The following is a 20,888-nucleotide window of genomic DNA, read 5'->3' on the forward strand; positions in this document are numbered from 1 at the left end:
ATATTTTACAATTTTGCGTGAAATTTAAGGCGTTTCGGTTGTTTTTAATTTTTAAATGTAGTATTATCGGATTATCACAAACTAAAGTAAAAAACAGAAGGTACATATTTAAAGGATAAAAGTTCTTATGGTACCTGGAGGAGGATGAATATGTTTACAGTGACAGTAATGTTGGATTCAGTTGAAAAGGTGCAGAGATTTGTTAGTGTAATAAGCAAGTATTCTTGCTCGTTTGATATTGAGTCTGAACACAGTTGTGTTGATGCTAAGTCAATTGTAGGTTTATTCAGCCTTGATATCAGTAAACCTCTTCATCTTACAATACAGGATGAAGGAGCAGAACTTGAAGATATTTTGAGAGATATCCAGGAATTTATGGAATATTAATTGTAAATGTAAATTGTATATAAATAGACAGGAGTGAATTATTGAAGGTTTTAAATGCGAAACTTCGTGAGAAATTTATAGAAGCACTTAAAGCTGTGCTGCCTATAGTTGCAATTGTTCTGATTTTGGGATTTACAATCGCCCCGGTTACACCGAGTGTACTTCTTTGCTTTCTGGTAGGAACTGTAATGGTAATGGCTGGAATGATGTTTTTTACATTAGGTGCGGAGATGTCAATGACGCCGATGGGAGAAAAAGTCGGTGCATGTATGACAAAAAGTAAAAAAATAGTATTCATTGTTATCATGTCATTTGTACTTGGCGTGATAATTACAATATCAGAACCTGATTTACAGGTTTTGGCTTCTCAGGTTCCATCCGTTCCCAATATGACACTTATATTGTCAGTTGCGGCAGGAGTAGGAGTCTTTTTGGCGATAGCTCTTATTCGTATGCTAATAGGAATTGCACTTCCGCCATTGCTCGCATTCTTTTACATTATAGTATTTATTCTTATGGCTTTTGTGCCTGAAAGCTTCAGGGCAGTAGCGTTTGATTCCGGTGGTGTTACAACAGGACCGATGACGGTACCATTTATAATGGCATTGGGAATTGGTATTGCTTCCATAAGAAATGATAAACATGCAGCGGATGACAGTTTTGGACTTGTTGCGTTATGCTCTATCGGACCTGTTCTTGCTGTAATGACACTTGGCATGATTTACAGACCGGCTGAGAGCAGTTACAGTGCTGCTGTGGTACCGGAAGTGGCTGATTCTGTGGAATTATGGCATCTTTTTGGGAGTGGTATGCCATCTTATATAAAAGAGATAGCAATATCAATGCTCCCTATTATAATAGTATTTGGAATTTTTCAGCTGGTTTCATTGAAACTTACAGGCAGAAGTCTCTTGAAAATCGTGATAGGACTTTTGTATACATATATAGGACTTGTACTTTTTCTTACAGGAGCAAACGTAGGATTTATGCCAGCGGGTAATTATCTTGGAAAGGTACTTGCGTCTCTTAATTATAAATGGATACTTGTCCCGATAGGTGCGTTGATTGGATATTTTATTGTTAAAGCAGAACCGGCGGTATATGTGCTTAATCATCAAGTTGAAGAAATTACAGATGGTGCAATATCAGCGAAAGCAATGGGAATAAGTCTTTCGGTCGGCGTTGCGTTGTCAGTGGCACTTGCTATGGTGAGAGTATTATGGGGGATTCCTATAATGTATTTTCTGATACCGGGATATGTGCTGGCTATAGGGATATCATTTTTTATACCAAAGATCTTTACGGCAATTGCATTTGACTCGGGAGGGGTGGCATCGGGACCGATGACGGCAGCATTCCTTCTTCCACTTGCACAGGGGGCATGTGCAGCTGTCGGAGGCAATATTGTTGAAGATGCATTCGGGGTTGTTGCAATGGTTGCAATGACGCCTCTTATTACAATCCAGATTCTCGGCGTTGTATACAAAATTAAACAGCATACGTCTAAAGGTGAAGCGGTATATGCTTATGAAGCCATGGATGAAGATGCAATTATTGAACTTTAGAAATGCACAAATAAGATTGACGGAGTGTAAATATGAGTGAATTATATCTGATGGTTACTATTATCAATCGTAATCTTACAAAAAAGTTTATGGATTTTTATACAGATACCGGACTTGAAGTATCCATGACGGCAGCGGGCAGCGGAACAGCCGCCAATGAAATACTTGATTATTTTGGGCTTGAAGGCAGTGAGAAAAGTGTATTATTTCATGTTGTGACAGATGGTAAGTGGAGTGAAGTGAAGCGAAAGCTTTCAAAAGAAATGAAGATTGACATTCCCGGAGTTGGGATTGCATTTGCAATCCGGATAAGCAGTATAGGGGGCAAGAAGACACTTAACTATCTGACATGCGGGCAGGAATTTGTGAAGGGAGATGAATCTGTATTGAAAGAGACAAAGTATGAACTTGTTGTAGTTATTGCAAATCAGGGATATTCTGAAGATGTCATGGATGCGGCAAGGAAAGTGCATGCGGCAGGAGGAACAGTTATTCATGCAAAGGGAACCGGTGCAAAAAAAGCAGAAAAATTTCTCGGAGTTACACTTGTTCCTGAAAAGGATATGATATTTATTGTTACAAAGACAGAGAATAAAAATGATATTATGAGAGCAATAATGGATGAAGCGGGATTTGAGAGCAAAGCCAAAAGCATCGTATTTTCAATACCGGTTACAGATACGGCAGGTATGAGGCTTATGGAAGAAATAGAGGAAAGCATGCACTTGACAAATAATAATACATAATATACAATATTATGAGTGCTTTGATGTTAATAACAGGCATCGGTTGTATATTTGCGGAAGTGTCGGAATGGCAGACGAGCAAGATTCAGGTTCTTGTGTGGATTATCCACGTGTGGGTTCAAGTCCCATTTTCCGCATTAATAATGTTTTGAGAAAGTCCCGTTAAGGGGCTTTTTTCTTATCACCGGGATGGGAAATATTAAAAAATAACATTGAATTGGTGGTGCATATGGCAGTTGATTATTCGAAGATTATTACGGATATATGTAAAGATATATTGAAACTGACGGATATGTTTCCTTATTTTATAATTGCAGCAGTTCTTATTACATGTTTTATATATACGATATTCAGATGGCATAAAAAATTAAAATTCGTATTGTGGTGTCTGTTTATATTTTATATTGAAGCATTATTGTGGATTACATTCTTTTCAAGGGAACCCGGAAGCAGAAGGGCAATTGATATGACATTTCTGTATACATGGGGATATACGGCTCAGGAACATGCTTTTTTTATAGAAAATATAATATTATTTGTTCCATTTGGCTTTATGATGCCATGCATTTTCAGAATGTTCAGGAAGATGCCGGTATGCGTTATGGGAGGATTTATATTCTCGGTTATGATTGAAGTTGTGCAATATATAACACAGAGAGGATACAGCCAGCTCGATGATGTTGTTACTAATACGGCCGGTGCACTGGCAGGCTGGATTGTGTGGGCTTTGATTGCAGGAATTATATATATGATAAAAAGAGTAATAAGAATATTGATGGGAAATATGTACAGCGTACATTCGCACAGAAATTTCAGAAGATATTAGGTACTTTTTACTTAACAGGTTTAGTAAAATTAGCACTTATTTACGTGCTGAATATGGCAGAAGTGCACAAAAATCAAAACAATTTTGATATATTTTCACGATTTTATTGACACATTTTTCTAAAGGTGGTATCTTAGTAGAGAACTAAAAAATACCATAAGAAAGAGAGATTTTATCATGAAGATTAAAAAGATTTCAGCTTTAGTATTATCTTTAATGCTCGTATTTGCTATGTCAATTTCAGCATTCGCAGCTTCTAAGGATGATATTATCAGCAAACTTCAGAGTGCAGGCGTTGCTACAGAGTATGTTAACGCTGCAAAGCAGTTCTTAGCAGACAACACAGTAAGTGATGCAGATGCTGCTTACGTTATCGCTAAGATTGATGCTGCAACAGCTACAGCTAATGGTGTAAAGGATATCGCTTCTCTTACAGCAGACCAGAAGTCAGCTATCATGGCAGATATCAAAGATGCAGCTGCTAAGCTTGGTGCTACAGTTTCATTTGATGCATCAACTAACACAATCACAGCTGTTAAGGATGGCAAGTCATATGTTGCTGCTCCTTCTGCTAAAGTAGTTAAGGATACAGGTTTCACAACAGCTGCTACAGTTGGTGTTGTTGCTGTATTAGCAATGGGATTAGTTGTTTGTGCATTCGTTAGCAAGAAGAAAGTTGCTTAATTGAATAATTATGCATAAACGTAAAAACGTTAAAAGAATACTGGCATATATCTATATGCCAGTTTTTCTTTCTTTAATTGGTTTTTTATTAGTTTTCATTTGCTTGTCACCATATATCAGTGCGGTATATTCAGTTATGTCGATTCTTTCAGGAGAGACAACTGAAACGACTGTTGATGTGTCAGGTGTTCCTGATTTTAAATTAGAGAATGCACAGAATCAGGAAGAGGAGATACCTTATTCATCTGATATGTATCCGGCTCTCGGTGAACTGTATGCACAGATTACATGTGAGAGACTTGGAATTAAAGAGAATATCTATTTTGGAGACAGCAGAACAGAATTAAGGAATGGTGTCGGTCAGTATGCCGGTACACCTATATTTGGTTTTGGTGCACCTATTCTTCTTGGCGGTCATCATGCCACTTCGTTTGCTCCTTTGGAATATGTTGAAATAGGCGATGTTTTTACAGTAGTTACTTCTTATGGAAAGTATACATATGAGGTATATGATACAAGAATTGCAGACCAGAATGACAGGTCAGCATTTGGTTTTGATAGTAATGAAGAGATTATAACGATGTATACATGTTATCCATTTACTCCACTTACTTCATATACACAGAGATTGTATGTATATGCAAGAAAAACATCCGGACCTAAGCTGGTATATTAGGAGGAGGTAGCATATGAAGAGAAAGTCAGAAAAGAAATCTAACTCAAAGAGAAAGTTTTATCCTTTGAGCATTATATTATCTTTTATATTAGCTGGTCTTCTTGCGATTGCCGGTTATCTTGTCGGAGCAAGCTTTGGGATATTCAGAAGCAATATCTTCCTTGAAAGTGCTGCAAAGACAGGATATTATGAGAGTGTCCATGAAAAATTCATTGAAAACGCAATGGATTTAGGTAAGCCGATGATGCTTCCTGATGAAGTATTTGAAGATATAGTGGATGTTGACAAGATGACATCTGATATAAAGCAGGTGTATAATTCAAGAATAGATAAAAAAGATATATCTGTTGACACAAGCAGTGTCAAAAAGAAACTTACAGATAACATATATAAATATGCACAGGATAATAATATTGCAATAGGCGACGAACAGAAGTCTGCTATTGAAGAATTTGTTACATCTATTGAAAAAGAGTATAAGACAGATGTTGATATAACATATATTAATTATTATGTCAGCTTCAGAAATATGTATAACAAGTTCTTTATCATACTTATTGTAATTCTGTTAGTGCTTGCTGTTGTAGACATAGTAATTACAATAAAAGACCATCATTATGTTCACAGAGGTCTTAGATATGTAACTTATGCTACGCTTGCAGCAGCTATAATGACAGGTGTGCTTCCGTTGTTTTTGTTTATTCAGGGCAGATATAAGCATCTTAATATCAAACCTGTTTATTTCTATAATATGTTTGTTGATGTTATTAATAAGAGTCTCTACTCATTTATGGCTGTATCAGTATTTTTTATACTTGTATCAGTAGGTTTGATAATAGCAACTGTTATATTAAGAAAAAAAGCAGAAAAAGGACATAATTAATAAAATAATAAATAACAAGAGCCGCACGGTATGATTGAATAATCAGCTGTGCGGCTTTTTTAAATGAACATTTTTTCAAATAAATAGTTTTTATAAAACTGTAGATAAAATGATACTATTTATTTGTCATTTTATGGAAATAAACAGAAGGGTAACTTCGTGAATCTTTTTCACACAACACTTACAAGATTTGGTGATGAATTTCTGGCATGTACAAAACAGACTATTTCGACACTTGACGGAGGTGTGGATTCCATACAGAGAGAAGCGAGAGGTGTTGGTGTTATAAGGGTAGGGTTTCTACGTGCATTTGGAACACAGTTTGTTCCACAGCTTGCGTCACAGTTTTTAAAAGAAAATAAAGATAATGAGATAGATTTTACATTTCATAGCGGAGCGACCAGAAAGCTGCTTAACGAGCTTGAACAAAAGAAGTATGACCTTGTATTCTGCTCAAAACCGCCGGCTGAGTATAGATTTACAAGTGTTGCGGTAGAATTTGTATTTGATAAATATAAAAAACATGAAAATTAAACTTTTTGCTTGAATAACGCATAAAAAGGTGGTAAAGTTTATTTTAAAGGAAATGAAAAGAATTAAAAATAAACTTTCTGATATGAAAATAAACTTTTGGAGGGCATTATGGCTGACGGAACACAATTTACAGAACGCTTTAATGAACTTTTAAAGCAAAAAAACATGAAGCAGGTGGATTTGCTTACTGCGGCGGCAAATGAAGGAGTTAAGTTGTCGAAAAGCCAGATAAGCCAGTATGTAAGCGGTAGAGCAGTGCCGAGAAGAAATATTGGCGAATTTATTGCGATGACATTTGGCGTTGATGCTGACTGGCTTTATGGAGAAAAAATAGCTGAGAAAGGAAATATTAATATGCGTGAATTCAAGAAATCATCAAAGTTAGATAATGTCTTATATGATGTGAGAGGTCCTGTTGTTGATGAGGCAAACAGGATGGAAGAAAATGGTACACATGTACTCAAGTTAAATATAGGTAATCCTGCACCATTCGGATTCAGGACACCTGATGAAGTTATATATGATATGCAGAGACAGCTCACAGATTGTGAGGGATATTCAACTTCAAAAGGACTTTTTTCTGCGAGAAAAGCAATTATGCAGTATGCACAGCTTAAAAATATACCTAATGTTTCAATAGAAGATATATATACAGGAAATGGTGTAAGTGAACTTATAAATCTAAGTATGTCAGCATTGCTTGACAATGGCGATGAAGTGCTGGTTCCGGCTCCTGATTATCCGCTATGGACAGCATGTGTAACACTGGCCGGTGGCAAGGCTGTTCACTACATCTGTGATGAGCAGTCAGAGTGGTATCCTGATATTGATGATATTAAGAAGAAAGTTACTGACAGGACAAAGGCTATTGTAATAATCAATCCAAATAATCCGACAGGTGCGTTATATCCAAAAGAAGTTCTTGATCAGATTGTTGAAGTTGCAAGAGAACATCAGCTTATAATATTTTCAGATGAAATATATGACAGACTTGTCATGGATGGCGAAGAACATATTTCAATTGCATCGCTTGCACCGGATTTGTTCTGCGTTACATTCAGCGGGCTTTCAAAGTCGCATATGATTGCGGGTTACAGAATCGGCTGGATGATTTTAAGCGGCAACAAGAGCATTGCAAAAGATTATATGGAAGGTCTTAACATGCTTTCTAATATGAGACTTTGTTCAAATGTTCCGGCACAGTCAATAGTACAGACAGCACTTGGCGGACATCAGAGTGTCAATGGATATATAGTTCCGGGTGGAAGAATTTACGAGCAGAGAGAATATATTTACAAAGCACTTAATGACATTCCGGGAATCAGTGCAGTTAAACCAAAGGCGGCATTTTATATTTTTCCTAAGATTGATACAAAGAAGTTTAATATATATGATGATGAGAAATTTGCACTCGACCTCCTTCGTGAGAAGAAAATTCTCATAATTCATGGTGCTGGATTTAACTGGGGCGAGCCGGATCATTTCAGAGTTGTATATCTTCCTAGAATTGAAGTTCTTAAAGATGCAGTAGAGAAGATGGAAGACTTTTTAAAGACTTATAAGCAAAGATAATACAGATTTTAATATGCTGTAAGAATATATTTATTTTAATTGCAGTGTGTATATGCCATATGGGTGTATGCACACTGCTTTTTTGCCGTATTAACAAATAGCTGAATTAACGGATATTAAAAAAGATTGATTAATTGTATTTTGCAGGGTATAATTTTTTATATGAAATAAGACTAATATTGCGGATGATCGGAGAAGACGGATATGAAAGGAAGTAATGAAAAAACTATAAAATCACTGCCAATTGGTATCTCGGATTATGTGCGTGCACAATCGGAATATTATTATGTTGATAAGACGCTGTTAATAAAGGAGTTTCTTGATAGGAGACCATTGGTGTCATTGTTTACAAGACCGAGAAGATTCGGAAAAACTTTGAATATGGATATGCTCAGGGTATTTTTTGAAATATCGGATGAAGATACCAGCAGATATTTTGCTGATAAAGCTATATGGAATTGTGGGGAAGAGTATCGGGCGTATCAGGGAAAATATCCGGTTATATTTCTTACTTTTAAAGATGTCAAATTTGATACATGGGAAGCGACAATAGATAAGATTCGCGGGCTGCTTCAGGAAGAGTATGGAAGACATCAGGAACTGCTTGATAGTGAAAAGCTTTCGCAATATGAAAAAATTTATTTTACAAAGATTCTGGATTCTTCTGCAAATGAGGTTGAACTTACTTCTGCACTTGAGAGATTATCAAAAATGCTTGCAGCGCATTATGGGAAAGCTCCAATTATAATTATTGACGAATATGATACCCCGATTCAGGAAGGATATTCAAAAGATTTCTATGATGAGATAATTGGCTTTATGAGGAATTTTTTTTCGGGTGCATTCAAGGATAATAAAAATCTGTCATATGGTTTTCTGACAGGAATATTACGCATTGCACAGGAAAGTATTTTCAGCGGACTTAACAATCTTTCTGTAAATACTGTGATGGATGAAGAATATGACAGTTTCTTTGGCTTTACCAGTGATGAAGTAAAGAAAATGCTTGAGTATTATGGAATGTCGAAAAAAGAAAGTGAATTAAAGGATTGGTATGATGGTTATTTATTTGGCAGCGAAGAAATATATAATCCATGGTCAGTAATTAATTATATTTCAAGAGGCGGTATTCCGCAGGCATATTGGGTAAATACAGGAAAAAATGAAATCTTGGAAGACCTCTTGAAAGTTGCGACTGATGATATAACTGAAAGACTTTATGCTCTTTTGCATGGAGAACGAATAATTGCACGTATAGATCAGAATGTTGTATACAGTTCACTTACTGAAGAGCCAGCCAATATTTATAGTCTGTTGTTGGTTGCCGGTTATTTGAAGGCACCAAAGAAAGAACTGCAGGCAGATGGTTCGTATCTGTGCGAGGTTTCGATTCCAAACAGGGAGATTGCGGCTGTCTACAAGAGTGAAATATTATCACATTTTTTACAGGTTGGAGTTATAACAAGGAATACGGCAAATAAAATTGCAGAAAGTCTTTATGCAAATGATTATAAGAAGTTGCAGAATTCCGTTGCCGAATATATGGATAAGTCTATCAGCTTCTATGATGGCGGCACAGAGGGATTTTATCATGGATTGATGCTTGGATTAATTGCATTGATGGATAATCAGTACAAAATTAAATCCAACAGAGAATCAGGAGACGGAAGATATGATATTTGTCTGATTCCGAGAGAAGAAAAATATCCGGGAATTATCATGGAATTAAAATGGAAAGAAAAGTTAAGCGAAGCAGCACTTGTGAGTCTGGCAGAAGAGGCGTTGGTTCAGATTGACGAATTGCGATATGATTCAGAACTGACGGAAGATGGAATTGCGGATATTATAAAGTTTGGAATAGCATTTTCTGGTAAAAAAGTATGCATAAAAACAAAATAATCACAGAGCTTTTGTGTAAAAATAAGTTCACGGCGTGCGTGTACCGTAAAGGTGCACACACGCCGTTTGCTGTCTGTGTCTGATTCTGCATAACTAAAAATAACAACCTGTTATTTTAGAGCGTGTATAATACGAAGAATACGTTCTTTATCATCATCCGAAAAAGTCTGGATTTCTTTAAGAATTTCTCTGTCAATTGACGAATTATCTGCGGTATATTCACCGGATAAAACATAATCAACAGTAACGCCTAAGGCGTTGCAGATATAGATAAGTGTAGGCAGTGAAACCTTCACATGGTTATTTTCAATATTGCTTATATGTGAAGTATTGACTTCGGCGGCACCGGCAACAGCGTCCTGCGGAAGTCCTTTTGATAAGCGAATCTCTTTTAATCTTTTACCAATCTTTTCAAAATCAATCTCTTTCATTAAATCCTCCACAAAAAGAGTCAAAATACTAATACATAATTGTAATATTGTTTTTGTAATGATATAATTATCTACAGCTAAAAGAAATTTAGTTGTAGATGATAAAAATGCCTAAATTGCTATAAAAAAATGCATTTTATGGACAATATGTGTCTATATAAACTGCTATCATTTAAGTATGCAAAAAATAACAGATTATGCAAATAAAATATTGGTAATTGTCATAGTAAAGTGATACACTGTTAGTAGATTAAAGCGTGAACAATTATGAGTATTGAAGTTGCTCAAAGGAGAAAACAGCATATGGAGAATGACTATAACGACAAGGTAAGCAGAGTACTGAATCTGTATCAGCGTTTTATGGATGGAGAGGTGATTAATAAAAATATTGAGGCAGAAAGGCTGGGCGTAAGCAGCAGGACAATACAGCGTGACATTGGTGCGATAAGAAATTTTCTTGATGAGGAAGTAGGAAAAAGCGGTGTTGTTAATTCAATTATATATGATGAAAAGCTGGACGGGCATCGTCTTGAGCAGATATATAAGATGAAACTAAGCAACAGTGAGATACTTGCAATATGTAAGATACTTCTGGACAGCAGGGCATTTACAAAGAGTGAGATGACAGGGATTCTTGACAGGCTCATTGAATGTTGTGTGCCAAAGACAAGCCAGCAGCTTGTGGAAAAGCTTATCAGCAATGAAGAATTTCATTACGTTGAACTTACGCATAAAAGCGAGATTATGGATAAAATGTGGGATATAGGACAGGCAATATACCAGAGCCGATATCTTGAGATGGATTACCGGAGAACCAAAGATGGAGCTGTTGTTAAAAGAAAGGTAAAGCCCGTTGCGATAATGTTTTCGGAATATTATTTTTATCTGACCGCATTTATCGATGATGAAGCTGTACGTGCGGATTTTGATGTTATAAATGATGCCTTTCCGACAATATACAGAATTGACAGAATCGAGGATTATCATGTTCTTGAAGAACATTTCAAAATCCCATACGGAGACCGCTTCAAAGAGGGCGAGTTCAGAAAACGTGTCCAGTTCATGTATGGCGGAAAGCTTCAGAAGGTAAAGTTTAAGTACAAAGGCAGCAGCGTTGAAGCTGTGCTTGACCGTCTTCCGACAGCCAAGATACTTGATAAGGGAGACGGCGTATATACCATATCGGCAGAGGTGTTCGGCAAGGGCATCGACATGTGGTTGCGGAGCCAGGGCGATATGGTGGAAGTGATAGAATAAGGTGGGGAAGTACTATGAATAGATTCGATAGATTGAGGCAACAGTCCGATGAAACATATAAAGTTAGCGATAAAGTTTTTAGAAAAGAAAGTGCATGTAGAGAGGCGTATGGAGGTACATTATATAAATATATTGAGATACGTGATTCATATATAAGAAATGGTTCGTCAAATTATGTTGGATATAAATTGGTGGATTTTTATAAAGATATAATAGAAAGTGATACTAATAAAATAATAGACTATATCAATATTAATAAATTTAATATGGACATGCAGGATGTTTTGGATATAAAAGATAATTACAAAAAGAATATAATAGAAACTTTTGATGAACAAATTAGGAATGTTGATACTTGCTTTAGATTAAAAAGTATATATGAATATATTTATAGATTGTCTATTGAGGAGACCACAGACTATATTGATACATTGTTTGGTGGAGAGAGAAGTAACAGTTTACGAAGAAGGTTATGGTTATGATTGTACTGAGGCGGTTAGTGATATGGAAGAGGAATTGATTGCGTTAATAAATTATGTTTCTATAGATATTTATAAATTGGTAAAAAGTTATATGGATAGATTATCATATATAGTAAATCAAATAAATGCTAATTTACAAAATTAAAAAATGAGATATATTTTAACATAATATTATTAGCTAAAAATTATATAGAATTTGGTGAAAATATGAATGAAGAAGAAATTGCTATTATAGCAAATAAAATAATAAAACATCCTAATTATGGAAAAATGAATCCAATAGATATAGGAATGGAATATGGATACAAAAAAGATGAAATGTTGAAATTTATTAACTATATTAAGCAAAAGAAAAAAGAGATTGAACCAGAATATGTATTTATGACTAATGAGCTGCATTATTCGGATGCCACAAAAGTGTATTTAGTTCGCATAAAAGATTATTCAGTTGTAAAATTCAAAGAGAGAGATAGTAACTACAGGACGATAACAAAAAAGAATATTTTAGTAGAATATGATAAATATGAATTGTTTTGGTATGATGCATGCTCTGAACAAAAAGAAAGCCATCATTTTGTGACTTATGCTAATTCAGAAATTATAGGAGTTTATATATTAAAGTCAGGGATATTGGTTAAAACAGAATTAGCTAAAACAAGAGAGAGAGAAGTGTTTTTATTATATTGGGATGGTAATGTTAGCGATAAATTTAAAATTTATGATGTGTCATATGCCTGTGAAAATAGAAATGGTATATATATTTTCTATAAATATTATGGTTCGGAATTAAAAAAATTTGTTGGAATTGAACATATAGACTTTATATTAGGTAAAATTGAAAAATTGTCCGATAAAACAGATGAATTAGATATATGGGCAGTAGAAGTGTTAGATGATGAAATTTATTATTATATTGATAAAAAACGTATAAATGCAGACACAGGAGAAAGGCAATATGTTGAAGATGCTAAATTGTTTAATTTTTACCATAGAGAAAAAGATTATATAGCGGAATTTAAAAATTTAAATGATTATGTAATATGTGAATTTGGAATAGTAAAGTATAAAAAACAAGTTTCCAAACACTTAGTGGATTTATGTTTTTCTGAAACCGAAAGTAATACGTATTCTGGCATTTTTCATGATACTGAATTTTATTTAAAAGATGCGGTGGCAATACCGTCAAGAAATTGTATTATAGGAGTTGTTAAAAGAGATAGAAAATGGTTTATTGCGGAACTTGATTTTGAAAACAATAGATATACAGAAATATTTTGTATAGAGTCACAGTAAATATTATTGTTGTTAGATAATGAGGTTAATGATTATGAATAAAAAAATAAAATTTCCATTGATTATGCCTGACGGAGTACAAGTTAAAGAATTGGAAGAATTACAGGAAAATTTTGATTTGGAAACTGTTATACGATATTTTGGCAGTGGGCAGCTGCAACAGTGGCTGGAAAATAATTATAATGATGAAATATTGGAAGAAATAAAAGAACTTACGGGGGATGAGGACGATTTTGTCCTAAAATTAACCTCTGCACTCGGTGTGGATTACAGTAATCAAAATATAGATATACAAGATGCGTTTATGAAGTCAAGATTGAAAAATGAATTGGCTGAATTGTACGAGTCTGAAAAGTTAGAAGAAATATTGGATTGTATAGTGGAAAATCAAAGCCAGTTAGATAAAATGCTGACAGATGGTAAAAGAAAAATATATTTATATGCCAATAAATTTGATATACACAGTAATGTTAAATATGTAAGTTTTTATGGAATAAAAAATCCTCAGGTAATTATAGAAAATTATGATGAAAAGAAGTTTTTGATGCGTGGGTTAAGCTTTAAAGATATTGAAATTATGGATTCAAACGGTGAACTTATAAAACAAAACAGTTATGTTGCAATAATGGATTCTGTTCTTGATATTTTTAGCAAGTTTGTAATGGGAGGCAAATCATAATGGATGAAGAAAAACTTAGACAATATATAGATGCTAATTTGCCGATTATATACATAGTTGGATATGATGAAGTAAGTATAATGGAATCTATATTAAATGTAACCGGAAGAAGAAAAGTATGGGAATGGAATTTGCTAAATGGGCTTGTTAATAGAAAAGAAATAAATGGTAAAGATATAGAATTCACAGAAGATATTATGGAGGATTACAATGAGATTTCATTAGAAGAAAGTATTGTTATGGGTGTTAGAGAACGTGGGTTTGACAGGAAAGTTATAGTTGTAAAAGATATAGCAGCTTTTTTGGATGATTCAAAGATTGTTTCTTTGTTTAAAAATGCTTGTGTAAAGATAGAAAACGGAGATTTGGATACTGTTTTTATATTTGTGTCACCTGTGCTTAATATTCCTAAAGAATTAGAAAAGTATATAACAATCTTGGAAGAAGGATTTTTGTCTGAAAATGAAATATACCAGCGAATAGACCAATTTGTATCAACGATGAATAATCCGGTATATAAGGGGTTGAAGAAAAAAATGGCTAATGCGTTTAAGGGGCTTTCTTCCATAGAAATTGATACTATATTAGCTCTCGGATATGCACAAAATGGTGAAAATGGAATTAATGAAGATATACTTGAACTTATCTCAGAACAGAAAATGCAGCTTATAAAAAAAGATGGTATTTTGGAAATGATTCAGGTAAAAGAGAGTATAGATGATATAGGCGGATTGGATACATTAAAAGATTGGCTTAAAAAGAAAGCAAAAGTAATTAATAATATGGAAAAAGCGGAGGACTTTGGTGTGGAAATGCCAAAAGGTGTTCTTATTGCCGGCGTTCCGGGCTGTGGCAAATCGCTTAATGCAAAAGCATCTGCAAAATTATTCAATATTCCGTTATTAAAACTGGATATGGGACGGCTAATGGGTAAATATGTTGGTGAGTCCGAAAGTAACATGAGAAGGGCTATAGCATTATCGGAAGCTATAGCTCCATGTGTGCTGTGGATAGATGAGTTGGAAAAAGCTTTTTCAGGAATCGGAGGAGATGGTGGAAGTGCAGAGGTAACAACAAGATTGTTCGGACAGTTTTTGACTTGGATGCAGGATAAAAATAGCTCGGTTTTTGTTGTAGCAACTGCTAATGACATTATGAAATTGCCGCCTGAGCTGATGAGAAAGGGCAGATTTGATGAAATATTTTATGTACAGCTTCCTAATGAAGAGGAACGCCGTAAAATATTTGAGATTCATATAAAAAAGCGTAGGGAAGAGGATTATAAAGATATAGATATAGATAAATTGGTTCAAAAAACAGAGGGATATAGCGGAGCCGATATTGAAGGGGTTGTCAGAGATGCTATAGAGAGTGCATTTGTAAGAGGTGATAGTAAGGTTGAGACACAGGATTTTCTGGATGCAATCCAGTCAACACATTCACTGAAAGAAATAATGGGAGAGTCAATTAAAAAACTACAGCAGCAGTACGAACAAAGAAAATTTAAGAGTGCTTCATAAGGAGAATATTTATGGAAAACCAGAATACAGATGAAATTACATTTGATGATTTGTCAGAAAAAGAAGTAAAAGAAGTTAATGAAATATACAAAAGATTCATAAAAAAATATAAAGAAAATAAAGACAGAAAAGTAGAGGAATGGCTTAAAGAACAGTTGCAGGAAGAAATGCCTGACATAGATAGTGATGAAGCAGAAAAGTTATCAAAAGACATTGTTAATTCAATTCAGGAATATGATAAGGATTATGCGGATTTAAATGAAAAAAGCAAACATGGTGTAACAAAAGAAAAATGGTTATCAGATAAAATAACAGATGCAACTAAGGGAATGGCTGTTAATTCTGTCGGGCAGCAGTTGGATGAAATAAATGCGGTTCTTGAAATGGGAAACAGACAGATGGAAAGAGTCGTTATGAACATGGATGGAAATATTAGTCAAAATCCGTGTTTAGATGGATATATGGCAGAGCAGTACCATGTTAACAGTTTTAATGCAAATGCTGTATTGGAAGGAAGTCAATACAGAGCAAGAGTTTGTGAGCCTGATGGGGCATATGGCAAGAATTCGGTTGATATAGCTGTTGATAATATAAAAACAGGAGAAAAAGGAATATTAAGGTATCAGTCAAAATATGGTAAGGATGCTGCTGCAACGGAAAAATTACTTGCTGAGGGAAATTATAATAATCAAAGATTATTGGTACCTGAAGAACAGTTAAAACAATTAAAAGAAAAATTTCCGACTAAATCGGTTACCGACAGAATTGGTGGAGTTGGAGATGTAAAAACGCAATCTAATCCGATAACAAAAGAAAAAATTAAGGAGTTACAAAAGCAGGTTCAAAATGAAAATAATATTCCAAAAGAAGATTGGAATCAATATAAAAATGAAAAACTTGCATTGGAATTAGGAAAAAAAGCAGGACAAGCAGGCGTAAAAGCAGCTCTGTTTGCTTCAGGCGTTGGAATAATATCAAAATTATATAAAGGTGAAGAAATAGAAGCAGATGAAGTTGTGAAAACAGCTTTGGAAACGGGTGCTGATACAGGAATAAAGGCAGCTGCCGGTGGAGCTTTAACAGTTGCATCTAAGAAAAAAATAATAAATATATTTCCTGAAGGAACATTACCGTCTACTATTGCTAAAGTTGCGTGTGTGGCAGTTGAGGATGCTAAGATAATGTTAAAAGTTGCAAAAGGTGAATTTACAATGACTGAGGCATTGGATAAGATGGGAAGAACTAGTGTGTCAATGTATGCAGGATTATCAGCATCAGCAGTTGGTACCGGAATAGGTGCTGCGGCATTAGGCTTTATTCCGATAGTAGGACCTATACTTGGTGGTGTTATAGGAGGAATGGTTGGCTATTCAGCCGGAACTAAATTTGGACAGAAAGTTTATGATGGAGCAAAGAAAGTTGTTGAAAAAGGAAAAGAACTAGTACATAAAGCTGCTGATAAAGTGAGAAGTATCGGACGGGGATTAAAAAATGCATTAACAAGCATATTTAGTTGATATTGGAGGTTAAGATTATGGAATTAAAAGCAAAAGATATTAATAAAATAATAGAATCTTATGAAAAGATACCGTTAAGAGAGACGAAGAGTGATTTGCAAAATGCAATGGATGATATTAAAGATATGTTAGATATATTGGAGAAGGATATTAATGGAAAATTGGATGGAAGTGAAAAAAACAGGCTTGAGTACAAAAAAGACGAATGGATTAACAGTATATATGTTATAAGAGAATATCTGTCCGAGAAAAATGATTAAAAATAGGCAGTTAATTTATAAAAAGTAAGAGGTTTATATTGATATATGAAAATTGAAAGCAAATATGATGAGATAATCGGCAAAGTTATAAGCGACGAATTTTATGGGAAAAAGAATCCTGTTGATATAGCAATGTATTATGGATATTCAAAACAAGATGCAGAAGATTTGATGGCATATCTTAAAAATATTAAATCATTTTATGAACCTGATATAGCTTATTTTGAGGCATCAGGTTCGATATATTCTGTTGATGTTAATACTTTGAAATGTGAAAAATTGCATGCTTCATATTGCATAGACGATTTTGCAATAAAAAGTATAAAATATAATTTATATTGTTGGTATAAACCGCGTTCAAAAGTTTTAAATTGGAAAATATTAGATAGTGAAAAAAATATTTTATTCTGTGAATTTGATAATGAAATAGAAAATTGTTTTATTACGAAAAATTATATAGTAGTTTGTACTAAAAATCATATGGAAAAATATGAAATTCATATTTTAAATTATAGCGGAAAATATGAGTTCAAAATGAATTATGATGAATACGACCAGGTGCTTGAGGTTGAAGAAAATGACAATGGCGTTTATGTTTTTATCTCTAAAACGCAACGTAATAATACAGGAATAATAAAAATAGAAAAGTCATTAAAAAAATATAATGTCTTGCTATCTGCATCAGGAAAAGAGGCAAGACATATTCCGTTTTTTATCGTAAATAAAGATGTTGTATTGTATTATTATGAAGAAAAGATATATGATGCGGATTCAGGAAAAGAATGTGGGGGTAATGCTGACATTATTGAAAAATTAAAATTGATTAATAATAATATAAAAAAGAAAAATTCAAGTACATGCGTTTTGTTTGATGATACTATATTTACATCTGCAGGAGTACCTTTATATGGAAATATAAATATATATAGTTGGTATTATTTATACTATGATGAATACAGAACCGATTTTTCTAATATATACGGTAGGAATATTAATTATAATACATTGAAACAAATAGTTTTAATACCGTCTGGAAATATGATTTTAGGGGTTAAAAATATGAATCCGGGTAAAATCGGTGAGTCAAATGAATGTATTTTAAAATTTGATTTGACTGATAATACAATTAGGATGTTGGATATGTAGAAATTTTAAATGAAAAACTAAAATGATTTTTCACCACTGACACATCCTGTCCACCCCAAATGCTATCCTTAATATGTACAAAACAACAGGCTGTATTTACAGTCAGTAACAACAGGCGGTTAATAAACGCCTGATATTACACATATGAAAGGAGACATAAAATATGGGATTTTTCTGGGCTAATGTAAAGGCAAATGTTGAAGGGGCAGTCGCAAATGCAAAGATGAGTGCGTATGAGGAACATTTAAGAGATGCCTATGATGACGACGAAGATGATGAGGAGGATGAAGATGAATATTGTGACGAAGAAGAAGATGAAGAAGAGAATGTATGTGGTGGTAAGATAATACGCCCGTTTGCGGGGATAAGAGAGATGATGTTAGGACACTCTAATAATACGTCATATTTCACACCGCTTTTTACGGATGATAAGTCAAGCGAGAACAAGCCGATTGTCAGTATCAGGGATAATTGGAAAGAAATTCTGGCGGTGCTTCAGACAGAATACAATGTTTCGGATGTGTCTATAAGGACGTGGATTAATCCTTTGAGGGTAGAAAGTCTGGAAGAAAATGTGCTGACTTTGCGATTCAGGGATACGGGAGACGGCGAGGATTCACGTTGTAAAAGTGCGGGATTTGTGCAGAAGAAATATTCCGAACTGTTGTCCAAAGCGATTTTTGATTATATGGACATACAATACACAGTAAGAATTATTTAATAAAATCCGGAGGCACGAAATGAATAGAAAAACATTAAAAGCATTGTTTGTGATTGTGACGTCGGCGGTTGCTTTTACAGGATGCCGTAAAACCAATAACCTTGATTATGACAATGTTGCGAATCAGGAACAGCAGAAAGAAGAGTCAAAAGAACAGGAAACGGTTGAACTTACATATGATATATACAAGGACATCAAAAATGGTGCGTTGTATGTCAATTCAGACGGAAGGATTACAGACATTAATGGGCATTTAATTGATTATTATAAGGATGTAACCAGAGACGGCAACGGAATGTTGGTTAAGGACGGGATAAATCCTTTTGGTAATTATATCATTGATAAAAATGGTAAGGTGTGCATCAATGAGGCTCTTGCGTCAGGGGCAAGCGACGAGACGATTGCCACATCAAAAAAGGTATTGAAAGCTAATCCGTTAAATGTTGACAGAAGAGTTGTCGGACCTGTTGGAAACGGTAAGTACGAAGGTCTCACATTTATGGAATATGATGGAAATGTACTTGACGAACTGCTATCGGGAGCATGGTTTGACAGTAGCGGTAATCCTCTGGCAGAATGTTTACCTGAAAGAATTTCAGATACGTTTCCATTGCCAACAGTTATGGCAAAATATTTGAGGAATTTTACATTTGTTGATGGCAAAAAATGCACAATGCAGCAGATGCTACGCAAGTCGCCGTCTTACGATTATTCATATGCCCTGCTTATAAAAAATATTGATAAGCAGGTTACGGTTGGTGGTGCCCGTTACAATTATGCAACCGAATATTATTCAGGAAAAAAGATTATGTTTACAGGTGACTTTACAAAAATGCTAAACGGTGATTCGGCGATAATGTTTGGTATATACAAGGGAACAGATATTAATGATATTCCCGGATTTGACGCTTATTTTTTGGAATTTCACAATGGAGATTTCTAGAAGATATACAATTTTGTGAGATTTTTTGTGGAATTATACATAATGATTTGAAAGGAGATACATATGATTAAAAGAAAGTTAATCAGTTCCGCATTGATATTGGCTCTTGTTATGACTGTTGCAGGATGTGGTAATGCAAAAAATAAAAGTAACAGTGAACAAAATAATTCACAGATAGCACAGGAAACGACACAGGCGGCTGCTGAAACAGCAAAGGCAGAAGAAAAGACTACCGGAGAGACAAAGCCGTCGGTTGATTATTCACCATATGATGAATTGATAAAAAAAGCTGCCAATATACTAAAAAACGGTTATTCAAGTCAGGATAAAGTTGATATATCACCTGTGTTCTTTTATAAGCAGTCAGGATATGAGACACTTGGATATACCAAAAAAGACCTTGATAATGATGGTATAGACGAGCTGATTTTTGGCGGAACAGTGAATGAAGATGGAACAACAATAATCTATGATATATTTACAATTCAGGATGGCACGGATGTTCATGCTGTTGCAGGCTGGGAACGCAATACATATTATCTGTGTACAGACGGAACAATCGCTAATGAAGGTTCAAGCGGTGCCGCATATTCCAATTGGACATATTTTAAGTATTCCAATGCAAAGCTGGATATGAAAGAAACTGTGTATACAGATGACAAGGTGCCCGGACAGAAGTATTATTATGCTACTGATGTTGCTTTAAAAACAGAAAAGCCTATAAGCGAAGAACAGGCAAAAGAAATCAGGGGAAAATATACATACGAAAAACTTCAGTTTACTCCGTTTGTAAATTAATTTAAAACTAAATATTTAAAGATATTGTAAAACGATATAATAAAATATGCGGGATATTCACGGCTGTGA

The 20,888-nt window shown here is 34.4% G+C and carries 22 protein-coding genes and 1 tRNA gene; 22 read left to right on the plus strand and 1 reads right to left on the minus strand.

Annotation, left to right across the window (positions count from 1 at the left end):
• Positions 1-150: 150 nt before the first annotated feature.
• From WMO38_RS00505 to WMO38_RS00555, 11 genes are all read left to right on the plus strand, one after another.
• Positions 151-387 carry an HPr family phosphocarrier protein gene (locus WMO38_RS00505; protein WP_021866419.1) on the plus strand — a complete coding sequence of 79 codons (237 nt, stop codon included), beginning with the start codon at positions 151-153 and terminating at the stop codon, positions 385-387.
• Between the two features lie 41 nt (positions 388-428).
• The gene (locus tag WMO38_RS00510; protein WP_349160945.1) at positions 429-1,952 is read left to right on the plus strand and encodes a DUF1538 domain-containing protein; all 1,524 of its coding nucleotides are present in this window, start codon (positions 429-431) and stop codon (positions 1,950-1,952) included.
• A gap of 32 nt (positions 1,953-1,984) precedes the next feature.
• On the plus strand, positions 1,985-2,698 hold the full coding sequence (locus tag WMO38_RS00515) for a P-II family nitrogen regulator (RefSeq protein ID WP_349160947.1): 714 nt from the start codon (positions 1,985-1,987) through the stop codon (positions 2,696-2,698).
• A 53-nt stretch (positions 2,699-2,751) separates the two neighbouring features.
• Positions 2,752-2,835: transfer RNA gene (locus WMO38_RS00520), tRNA-Leu, on the plus strand.
• A 92-nt stretch (positions 2,836-2,927) separates the two neighbouring features.
• Positions 2,928-3,524 (plus strand): VanZ family protein, encoded by a 597-nt coding sequence (locus tag WMO38_RS00525; protein WP_186836282.1) that lies wholly within the window; start codon positions 2,928-2,930, stop codon positions 3,522-3,524.
• A gap of 177 nt (positions 3,525-3,701) precedes the next feature.
• Positions 3,702-4,208 carry a hypothetical protein gene (locus tag WMO38_RS00530; protein ID WP_349160949.1) on the plus strand — a complete coding sequence of 169 codons (507 nt, stop codon included), beginning with the start codon at positions 3,702-3,704 and terminating at the stop codon, positions 4,206-4,208.
• Between the two features lie 136 nt (positions 4,209-4,344).
• On the plus strand, positions 4,345-4,884 hold the full coding sequence (locus tag WMO38_RS00535) for a class D sortase (protein ID WP_186836280.1): 540 nt from the start codon (positions 4,345-4,347) through the stop codon (positions 4,882-4,884).
• 13 nt (positions 4,885-4,897) lie between these two features.
• Complete coding sequence (locus WMO38_RS00540; protein WP_349160951.1) at positions 4,898-5,767, plus strand: hypothetical protein; 870 nt, start codon at positions 4,898-4,900, stop codon at positions 5,765-5,767.
• Between the two features lie 159 nt (positions 5,768-5,926).
• Positions 5,927-6,301 (plus strand): LysR substrate-binding domain-containing protein, encoded by a 375-nt coding sequence (locus WMO38_RS00545; protein WP_349160952.1) that lies wholly within the window; start codon positions 5,927-5,929, stop codon positions 6,299-6,301.
• A 354-nt stretch (positions 6,302-6,655) separates the two neighbouring features.
• Positions 6,656-7,873, plus strand: coding sequence for an aminotransferase class I/II-fold pyridoxal phosphate-dependent enzyme (locus WMO38_RS00550; protein ID WP_349161188.1), 1,218 nt, complete (start codon positions 6,656-6,658; stop codon positions 7,871-7,873).
• 204 nt (positions 7,874-8,077) lie between these two features.
• Positions 8,078-9,772 (plus strand): AAA family ATPase, encoded by a 1,695-nt coding sequence (locus WMO38_RS00555; RefSeq protein ID WP_349160953.1) that lies wholly within the window; start codon positions 8,078-8,080, stop codon positions 9,770-9,772.
• 110 nt (positions 9,773-9,882) lie between these two features.
• Here WMO38_RS00555 and WMO38_RS00560 read toward each other — a convergent pair whose 3' ends face one another.
• Positions 9,883-10,203, minus strand: a complete 321-nt coding sequence (locus tag WMO38_RS00560; protein ID WP_349160954.1) for a helix-turn-helix domain-containing protein — start codon at positions 10,201-10,203, stop codon at positions 9,883-9,885.
• A gap of 303 nt (positions 10,204-10,506) precedes the next feature.
• Between WMO38_RS00560 and WMO38_RS00565 the strand changes: the two genes are divergently transcribed.
• From WMO38_RS00565 to WMO38_RS00615, 11 genes are all read left to right on the plus strand, one after another.
• Entirely contained in the window at positions 10,507-11,460 is a 954-nt protein-coding gene (locus WMO38_RS00565; protein ID WP_349160955.1) for a helix-turn-helix transcriptional regulator, read from the plus strand.
• A gap of 14 nt (positions 11,461-11,474) precedes the next feature.
• Positions 11,475-11,942 carry a hypothetical protein gene (locus tag WMO38_RS00570; RefSeq protein ID WP_349160957.1) on the plus strand — a complete coding sequence of 156 codons (468 nt, stop codon included), beginning with the start codon at positions 11,475-11,477 and terminating at the stop codon, positions 11,940-11,942.
• Positions 11,943-12,149: 207 nt separating this feature from the next.
• Complete coding sequence (locus WMO38_RS00575; RefSeq protein WP_349160958.1) at positions 12,150-13,235, plus strand: hypothetical protein; 1,086 nt, start codon at positions 12,150-12,152, stop codon at positions 13,233-13,235.
• 34 nt (positions 13,236-13,269) lie between these two features.
• Complete coding sequence (locus tag WMO38_RS00580) at positions 13,270-13,914, plus strand: hypothetical protein (RefSeq protein WP_349160959.1); 645 nt, start codon at positions 13,270-13,272, stop codon at positions 13,912-13,914.
• Positions 13,914-15,434, plus strand: a complete 1,521-nt coding sequence (locus WMO38_RS00585; RefSeq protein WP_349160960.1) for an AAA family ATPase — start codon at positions 13,914-13,916, stop codon at positions 15,432-15,434. Before WMO38_RS00580 ends, WMO38_RS00585 begins: the two co-directional genes overlap by 1 nt.
• Before the next feature lie 11 nt (positions 15,435-15,445).
• Positions 15,446-16,951 (plus strand): MntP/YtaF family protein, encoded by a 1,506-nt coding sequence (locus tag WMO38_RS00590; protein ID WP_349160962.1) that lies wholly within the window; start codon positions 15,446-15,448, stop codon positions 16,949-16,951.
• 17 nt (positions 16,952-16,968) lie between these two features.
• Positions 16,969-17,211 (plus strand): hypothetical protein, encoded by a 243-nt coding sequence (locus tag WMO38_RS00595; RefSeq protein ID WP_349160964.1) that lies wholly within the window; start codon positions 16,969-16,971, stop codon positions 17,209-17,211.
• Positions 17,212-17,256: 45 nt separating this feature from the next.
• Positions 17,257-18,357 carry a hypothetical protein gene (locus WMO38_RS00600; RefSeq protein ID WP_349160966.1) on the plus strand — a complete coding sequence of 367 codons (1,101 nt, stop codon included), beginning with the start codon at positions 17,257-17,259 and terminating at the stop codon, positions 18,355-18,357.
• 163 nt (positions 18,358-18,520) lie between these two features.
• A complete protein-coding gene (locus tag WMO38_RS00605; RefSeq protein ID WP_349160967.1) occupies positions 18,521-19,078 on the plus strand; it encodes a hypothetical protein in 558 nt (185 codons plus the stop codon).
• A gap of 19 nt (positions 19,079-19,097) precedes the next feature.
• Positions 19,098-20,021, plus strand: a complete 924-nt coding sequence (locus WMO38_RS00610; protein WP_349160968.1) for a hypothetical protein — start codon at positions 19,098-19,100, stop codon at positions 20,019-20,021.
• 63 nt (positions 20,022-20,084) lie between these two features.
• Complete coding sequence (locus WMO38_RS00615) at positions 20,085-20,819, plus strand: hypothetical protein (RefSeq protein ID WP_349160970.1); 735 nt, start codon at positions 20,085-20,087, stop codon at positions 20,817-20,819.
• Positions 20,820-20,888 lie beyond the last annotated feature (69 nt).

Source organism: Lachnospira hominis (ex Hitch et al. 2025) (assembly GCF_040096395.1).
In the GTDB taxonomy this organism is placed as follows: Bacteria; Bacillota; Clostridia; order Lachnospirales; family Lachnospiraceae; genus Lachnospira; species Lachnospira hominis.